Here is a 7,584-nt window from a genome sequence, read left to right as displayed (position 1 = left end):
GCCTGCTGCGCCTCAAGGCCGAAGAAGACGCCCTTAGCCAAGAGGGCAAAAAAGAGGTGGTCAAGGAGTTTTTCGATTGCCTAGAAAAGATCTCCGGTCAAAACGAAATTGCCAAATCCAACGGCCTGGATCGTCTCATGGGGTTGGGAGTTGAAGAGTACCTGGGTTTAACAGGGCTGGGACTTGCTTTGGCGCAAGAATTCAGCTTCTGGGCTACAGCCATTTACCATGACGATGACGTTAGCGGGGGAGACTAATGAGTGTAGCTGTTCCAATCCAGTCTATTTCCCTGTATGAAGGAAGCCAAGTGGTTATCCATTCGCTGACTTGGCAAGACTTTGAGAGCATTTTGGAGGAGTTAGGGGAAGACCGCCACACTCGCGTTGCCTATTACAACGGCACTTTAGAGATTATGTCTCCCTTATCCAAACACGAGCGCCCTCACCGCATTGCTGGAGATATTGTGAAAGCTCTCCTTGATTCTCAAGGGAGAGACTGGGAAGACTTTGGCTCAACAACCCTTAAAAAGCCTGGCAGCGTTGGAGTAGAGCCTGACACCTGCTTCTATGTCAATAACCTAGAGCAGATGCGAGGGTGTGAGGGAAGAATTGATGTTGATCTATTGCCCTCGCCTGATCTGGCCATTGAGTCCGACGTTACTTCCCGGACCTTTATCGATGCCTATAAAGCTATTGGCGTGCCGGAAGTTTGGCTCTTGGGTGAGCGAAGTTTGCGGATATTTATTCTGCAGGGAGAAGACTACGTAGAATCGAGCTGCAGCCGGCTTTTTCCAGACTTCGACATCTCCAGTCTTGTACCTCAACTTATTCGACGCGCCTTAGAAATTGGCACCAGCGCTATGTTGCGCGAATTTCGGGAAACGCTTCGCAATTCCTAATACTGCTTTCCAGCTTTAGGAGAAGATCAAATGCCTAGCAATCGTCCTGCCAACGCTCCACAACCCCTTCCCCGTCCTGGAAGACCAGGCTCACCTCAGCAAGGGGCTCCCAGCCGTCTGCCAAGTTCAGGAAGTCGAGGAGGAGGCCATCCCCCCAATCAGAGAGGGGGGAGTGGTGGTGGAGGGGGCGGCAACCATTCCCAACCTTCTCCCTGGCTAGGGCATCCCTTGGATCCCAACCCCAGCCCAGATCCCACAGCGAGCTTTATTAGCTTTATTGAATATCTGCGTTGGATGAGGGCTCCAGCAACTCCTTTCAAAGACGGAGCCAAAGTCGATCTGGTGCACCAGGCAGAAGCAAAGGCAAACTACGGAGCGCGTCTTCAAGTTCTGAATGCTCGCATCAAACGCATTGCCGGAGAAAAAAACACTTTTCAGGTCACCTGTCCCTGGCGAATTCGGGTAGGCGGAGCCAAAGGCCCGGAGAGCATGCTGCTGCCCGCTTTTGATCACTTAGGGATCCCTTACATTCCCAGCTCCACCCTGCGCGGCGTAGCCCGATCCCAGGCCATTCGAGAGCTGATGCGGGAGCGCAACCTCTCTTGGGAGGAAGCGGACAAAGCTGTAGCTCCTTGGTTTGGTCACCTACAAGCTGACGAACAAGACAGTGCTGGCAAGGTAATTTTTCTGGATGCCTACCCTATGCCCACTCGGCCCCAGAGGCAGGAGGATCCCGATAACTCCAAAACCGGAGGCCTGGCGGTAGATATTGCCAACAATATCTGGAAATGGAATGGAAAAAATCTTGACTACTCGCCTAACCCTAACTTGTTCTTTTCTCTCAAACAAGCCACTTTTTTGATTGGCCTACGCAAAGGCCCCGGCTGTACCGACCAGATATTGGCTCAAGTCAAGGAGTGGCTGATCCAGGGTCTAGAGCAAGGGGTGGGATCCCAGGTGAATACTGGCTATGGCCGGCTGATCCCCCTAGGAAAATCGCTGGACAAGATGCCAGGGGAATTCCTGCGGCTGCCCTTCGAGCTAAAAGGCCAACTCATTCACGGGCGTCAAGTAGCTAACTGGAATCCGGGTAGGAATCGCTATGATAATCGACCCATTGCCGAAGTGCGGCCTGTGGCTTTTAAGAATATGCTGCGCTACTGGTTTCGCACTTTTGCCTTGGGGGTTTTGCCGGTTGTTCAGGTTCAGAAGTGGGAAGGACAACTGTTTGGCTCCATCACCCCCGAGCAGAAACACGGCTGGATCCATGTGGATTTGCTGAACGGCAAAGTCTCTCGGCCGGAGCCCAATCAGCGAAGAGAAGCCGCAGGCCAACAGGAAGGGATCCTTGTCTTGAGTTTTTCTAGCGAGTGCCAAAATTACGCTTCCCAAGCAGAGCAGGAGGCGGTGAAAAGGCTCTTTACTAACCTCACCTGGATGATGTTCCATCTGGGGGGTGTGGGCCAAGGTGCTAGAAGACCCTGCTACTCCCGCCAGGATCGCGACCGGCCTCCCTGGTGGCGCGGCTCTACCCTAATTCCCAAGTCAGAGAGTCCCTTCTGGGAGCTGCCAGGATCGGTGGTCGAGTTTCAGAAGCTTTTCCAAAAGCGACTGGGCAGCTTCTTTGAGGCTCTCAAGACCCTAACCCAGCAAGCCATTAACCCCAACAGCCCACAAAGTTTTGGCCGAGTTGACAGGGATAAATGGCCAGAAGCGGTAGATGCCAACTGCAAGATTGTAGTCTGCAGCGGCCCAGAAGAGTTTAATAAGCCCTATGCTTTGGCTGTTTTGCACAAGGTAGGCAAGATAGCGCCAGGAAAATACGACAAGTTTCTCTGCGGCGACACAGGCACGCGGTCCCCTGTTTGGATTGCAGATTTGGATGACTATCAGGTGGTTAACGTTTTTGGGGCAACTGCGAATCCTAGGAAAACATATCTTGAAAACCTTGAGAGAGGAGCAGTTGGCTTTGCTCAAATCTGGCCATTCCGGTAGTAGGAGGTTAGAGGAGGCTCAACATGTCCAGAAGGAAAATCAACGTCAAAGCTCTAACAAGTCTAATCACAGCTTTAATCAACGGCTCAATCACACTGGCCATCTTACTGATTGCCCCTTTGGGATTGGCAGCCGTAATTACAAACACGATCCTTGTCATGATTGCTAGCTTATTTTCGGGCAGTCTGGCAGAGATTTTGATAGGTTTCTTGTCAAGTCCTGAAATTGATGTGGAGATTTTACCGGAGCGTGGCCGCTCTAAACCCGGCAATGCCATAGATCAGAGGCGAGGCGCTGAAGATCTGCGTCGTCATGACGAATAATGCGAACTTTATATGTCTCTCAGCAGGGGTGTAGGCTAAGCCTTAAGCAAGAGTTCGTAATGGTCTATTTGGGCGAGTCGCTCTTGCAGGAGGTGCCTCTACCCTTGCTGGAGCAAATTTTAATCTTTGGCCGATCCCAGGTCACCACAGACGTAGTGAGAGCGTGCCTGAGGCGGAATATTCCTATTGCCTATCTCTCCCGGCTAGGCTATTGCTATGGTCGCCTTGTTCCTATAGAGAGGGGGTACCGCCGCTTAGCTCATTTGCAACAGGCGCTCCCTGAAGAATGGCGATTGCAAACGGCAGCCCAGATGGTGCGAGCCAAGCTGCTCAATAGCCGGGTGCTGCTGATGAGACAGCTCAGGCAACGCCCCACTGAAACAGGGGATCTGACCCTGCGCAGTCTGGAACATTTGGCTGCTCAAGCTCTTGAGGCCAAGTCTCTAGATCAATTGCGGGGCATTGAAGGAGCGGCTGCGGCTCTGTATTTCCCGGAATTGGGAAATTGCCTTCAGCAAAGGGGCTTTGTTTTGCTTAACCGCACTCGACAGCCGCCCACTAACCCGGTTAATGCCATGCTCAGCTTTGGCTACATGGTGCTCTGGAACCATCTATTAACCCTGATTGAGCTGCAAGATTTGGATCCCTATCAGGGTTGCTTGCACGCTAGCAGTGAACGCCATGCTGCTCTGGTTTCGGACTTACTGGAAGAATTTCGGGCGCCTATTGTAGATTCAATAGTCCTCTGGCTGATCAACAAGGGCATTATGAACATCGAAGAAGACTTTGAGTATCGCGATGGTGGCTGTTTTCTAAGTGATAGTGGCAGGAAAAAGTACCTTACAGCTTTCATCCAAAGAATGGAGGGATCCATCCAGACCCCTGACGGAGATCAACCCCGCTGGGATCTGCTAACGCAGCAAGTTAAAAAGTTTAAGCAATCCGTCTATAATCCTCAAGATTTGTACCAGCCCTACCGGATTCGCTGATGTTTCTTTATGTTGTTACCTACGATACTCCCTGCGACAAGCGACGCAAGAAAATTGCCGACCTGCTAGAAGGCTACGGCAAGCGCGTGCAATACAGCGTGTTTGAGTGCGTCCTCGACAAAGACAAGTTCGAGGAGCTCAAACTGCGGCTCCGCAAGAAGATCAAGCCCGAGGAAGACAGCGTCCGCTTCTATCCGCTCACTAGCTATGTCCTCGCCCAGGTGGAAATCTGGGGTGGGCCTGCCCTGACTGCACCCCCCAGCTCGGTCATTGTGTAGCTCAGGCAAGTCTCTTCCTACTTAAGCACTCGGTGTTTCCAAAAGCACACTCAAACGGTATCAACGCCTCCGCGAGCGATCCGCCAAAAGCCGCAAAGGCCGATTCTTTCGTCCGATCCCTCGACGCCTTGCGCCACAAGGCTTTCCGGCCCCAAAGCCCCCTCGCCAGCACCCTTTTTGCCGACTTTTTTCCGGATCCCTCGCAAATGGGTCTTGCATTCCTTGCCCTGCTTGGGTTTAATAGGGGTGGAGCAGTTCCCCCTTCGGGGGGATCCCTAGAAATTGGAAAACATCAAAATCGTCTGGTCAAGACCTCTTCCTTCTGAGACAGTTCCCCCTTCGGGGGGATCCCTAGAAATTGGAAACATCCAACTAACTCGCCCCAAAATCCGGGCAACATCCCGGTTCCCCCTTCGGGGGGATCCCTAGAAATTGGAAACTCCGGAATTTCGTCGCTGGTCTCTACGATGAGCTTGGTTCCCCCTTCGGGGGGATCCCTAGAAATTGGAAACTTGACTGGTATGCCATACCAGGTGGTGTGGGATACGTGTAGTTCCCCCTTCGGGGGGATCCCTAGAAATTGGAAACTCCACTATAGATTGGACGTCTGCTTGCGGTGGGGCATGTTCCCCCTTCGGGGGGATCCCTAGAAATTGGAAACCGCGGTTGAAGAAGATGTCCAGATTTTCCATTTGGGTAGTTCCCCCTTCGGGGGGATCCCTAGAAATTGGAAACCCCTCTTCGTCAACAACAGTGTAGTCATCCCTCAGCGTCGTTCCCCCTTCGGGGGGATCCCTAGAAATTGGAAACTGGTATATAGTCATATCGATATATAGCTGGATAGTAATGTTCCCCCTTCGGGGGGATCCCTAGAAATTGGAAACCAGATTTGTTCCTGGGTATAGTCACTGCTTGCCGGTGACCAGTCGTTCCCCCTTCGGGGGGATCCCTAGAAATTGGAAACTCCTCCCAAAGTTCAGTTTTGGTCATTGGAGATATTAACCAGTGGAAGTTCCCCCTTCGGGGGGATCCCTAGAAATTGGAAACAGGAATTTGATGTTCATTTTGCACTCCCTCCCTTATTCGTTCCCCCTTCGGGGGGATCCCTAGAAATTGGAAACTAGAAAGTAACCAAAGCTTACTAGGGTGTTGTTATCGAGTGTTCCCCCTTCGGGGGGATCCCTAGAAATTGGAAACAGGCTGAGCTTCTACCTCCAGAATCAAGTTACAGATCAGAACTGTTCCCCCTTCGGGGGGATCCCTAGAAATTGGAAACGATGATATCGAACTCTCCGTTGAATTCACCAACAAACTCAGTTCCCCCTTCGGGGGGATCCCTAGAAATTGGAAACCCCAGGTACCGCTTCTTACATGGTGAATAGCAAGGAAAGTTCCCCCTTCGGGGGGATCCCTAGAAATTGGAAACCACCACTCTGGTTCTCCCCATTCACTAGCCATCCACTGTTCCCCCTTCGGGGGGATCCCTAGAAATTGGAAACCTGCATAATACCGTTCAACACGGTCACCACGAATAAACCAAGTTCCCCCTTCGGGGGGATCCCTAGAAATTGGAAACGCTACCATTACTTTCCTCTAGAATGAGGAAGTTTTTGTTCCCCCTTCGGGGGGATCCCTAGAAATTGGAAACTGGAGAAATTGCGCAACTGTATACATAACACCCTCCCGTTCCCCCTTCGGGGGGATCCCTAGAAATTGGAAACGTGCCCGTTTTTGACTGTTCCGAGAAGATGCAAGTTAGCGTCCTCGTTCCCCCTTCGGGGGGATCCCTAGAAATTGGAAACTACAGGCAGACTTTGGCAAGGCATTAGAAGTTAAATAGTTCCCCCTTCGGGGGGATCCCTAGAAATTGGAAACCGGCCCTGAGGCAGTTTTACGACGTACCCAGGTCTGCTAACAAGTTCCCCCTTCGGGGGGATCCCTAGAAATTGGAAACAGATTGTGGTATTCATAACTAACCTCCGATTTGGCAGGGGTTCCCCCTTCGGGGGGATCCCTAGAAATTGGAAACCACCTGGGTACTAGAGGGAGGTTAGATCGGCCAATCGTGTTCCCCCTTCGGGGGGATCCCTAGAAATTGGAAACTAGAATTTATTCGGAATTCTCTCGCTGGGAACTAGGAAGAGACGTTCCCCCTTCGGGGGGATCCCTAGAAATTGGAAACCACCTCTTCGTGAGGCGCTTCCAGCATTGCTGCTGGAGTTCCCCCTTCGGGGGGATCCCTAGAAATTGGAAACTGCAGTCCGGTAGCCTCCGTGAGGCGTACGTCTGTTTTCACGTTCCCCCTTCGGGGGGATCCCTAGAAATTGGAAACTGATAGTAGTCACCGTAATAACGGTGATATATTGACGTTCCCCCTTCGGGGGGATCCCTAGAAATTGGAAACGCCTTGGCGTAGGTCACCGTGCCCCACGTGCCACTTGTTCCCCCTTCGGGGGGATCCCTAGAAATTGGAAACAGCAAAACTCTTAGTCTTTGTGCAGCTTGACTGCTGACGTTCCCCCTTCGGGGGGATCCCTAGAAATTGGAAACCATACAGAACGTTGGAGGGTGCCGCCTAGACTAAGCTACAAGTTCCCCCTTCGGGGGGATCCCTAGAAATTGGAAACATAGGTGGGATCCTGCAAGGGATCCCTTGAACTCATCTGGTTGTTCCCCCTTCGGGGGGATCCCTAGAAATTGGAAACTGGGGAAGCTAGTTTAGTACACCCCAACAACTTGCATACAGGTTCCCCCTTCGGGGGGATCCCTAGAAATTGGAAACCCTATAGCCACAAAAAATCCCCCGCCAATAAGGCGGGGTTTTTCCTTCGGGGGGATCTATAGAATTGGAAACCTAGGGATCCCCAGTTGGAAAGGAATTGGAAACAGAGAAAAGATTAGAGTAAAGCCGGTGCTGCTCGGCAGAGGCCAGGCAGCGCTGTTGGTGCTCAGGCCACTCCTGGAGGGCTAGTTTTTGTTGTTCCTGGAGAAGGGTTTGTAGGTCTGAGTCTGCAGGCAGCTCGCCTTGCAAAACCTGCAAATCGTTAAAGCGGCCCAGTTGATCCTGCAAGCACTTCAGGGTTGCTATCCAATCTTGCATG

5 protein-coding genes, 2 pseudogenes and 1 CRISPR repeat array are annotated in these 7,584 nt (G+C 51.9%); of the genes and pseudogenes, 6 read left to right on the top strand and 1 reads right to left on the bottom strand.

Annotated features, from left to right (window positions below; genetic code table 11):
* The 6 genes and pseudogenes from NW837_RS05360 to cas2 all read left to right on the top strand — a co-directional run.
* A pseudogene (locus tag NW837_RS05360) lies at positions 1-257 on the top strand (hypothetical protein); the annotation flags it as partial.
* Positions 257-898: a Uma2 family endonuclease gene (locus NW837_RS05355; RefSeq protein WP_414329666.1), complete on the top strand. Its 642-nt coding sequence runs from the start codon at positions 257-259 to the stop codon at positions 896-898. The pseudogene NW837_RS05360 and the gene NW837_RS05355, both read left to right, overlap by 1 nt.
* Before the next feature lie 294 nt (positions 899-1,192).
* Positions 1,193-2,893, top strand: coding sequence for an RAMP superfamily CRISPR-associated protein (locus tag NW837_RS05350; protein WP_414329665.1), 1,701 nt, complete (start codon positions 1,193-1,195; stop codon positions 2,891-2,893).
* A gap of 23 nt (positions 2,894-2,916) precedes the next feature.
* A complete protein-coding gene (csx18, locus tag NW837_RS05345) occupies positions 2,917-3,216 on the top strand; it encodes a CRISPR-associated protein Csx18 (protein ID WP_414329663.1) in 300 nt (99 codons plus the stop codon).
* On the top strand, positions 3,216-4,205 hold the full coding sequence (cas1, locus tag NW837_RS05340) for a CRISPR-associated endonuclease Cas1 (RefSeq protein ID WP_414329661.1): 990 nt from the start codon (positions 3,216-3,218) through the stop codon (positions 4,203-4,205). The genes csx18 and cas1 overlap by 1 nt, the downstream gene beginning before the upstream one ends.
* Positions 4,205-4,483 (top strand): CRISPR-associated endonuclease Cas2, encoded by a 279-nt coding sequence (gene cas2, locus NW837_RS05335; RefSeq protein ID WP_414329659.1) that lies wholly within the window; start codon positions 4,205-4,207, stop codon positions 4,481-4,483. Before cas1 ends, cas2 begins: the two co-directional genes overlap by 1 nt.
* Before the next feature lie 254 nt (positions 4,484-4,737).
* Positions 4,738-7,265: a CRISPR direct-repeat array (repeat unit 36 nt; unit sequence GTTCCCCCTTCGGGGGGATCCCTAGAAATTGGAAAC).
* A gap of 72 nt (positions 7,266-7,337) precedes the next feature.
* Here the strand turns inward: cas2 and NW837_RS05330 are convergent.
* Positions 7,338-7,584, bottom strand: a pseudogene (locus tag NW837_RS05330) (CHAD domain-containing protein); the annotation flags it as partial.

This window comes from Synechococcus sp. R6-10, from assembly GCF_047461815.1.
Lineage (GTDB): Bacteria > Cyanobacteriota > Cyanobacteriia > Thermostichales > Thermostichaceae > Thermostichus.
Note: the sequence above shows the minus strand (reverse complement) of the source record. Positions and strands in the feature narration are given on the sequence as shown.

Excerpts from the sequence above, each read along its gene's own strand:
- NW837_RS05350 (WP_414329665.1), top strand. The coding sequence starts at position 1,193 with ATGAGGGCTCCAGCAACTCCTTTCAAAGACGGAGCCAAAGTCGATCTG.
- cas2 (WP_414329659.1), top strand. The coding sequence starts at position 4,205 with ATGTTTCTTTATGTTGTTACCTACGATACTCCCTGCGACAAGCGACGC.
- NW837_RS05355 (WP_414329666.1), top strand. The coding sequence starts at position 257 with ATGAGTGTAGCTGTTCCAATCCAGTCTATTTCCCTGTATGAAGGAAGC.
- cas1 (WP_414329661.1), top strand. The coding sequence starts at position 3,216 with ATGCGAACTTTATATGTCTCTCAGCAGGGGTGTAGGCTAAGCCTTAAG.
- csx18 (WP_414329663.1), top strand. The coding sequence starts at position 2,917 with ATGTCCAGAAGGAAAATCAACGTCAAAGCTCTAACAAGTCTAATCACA.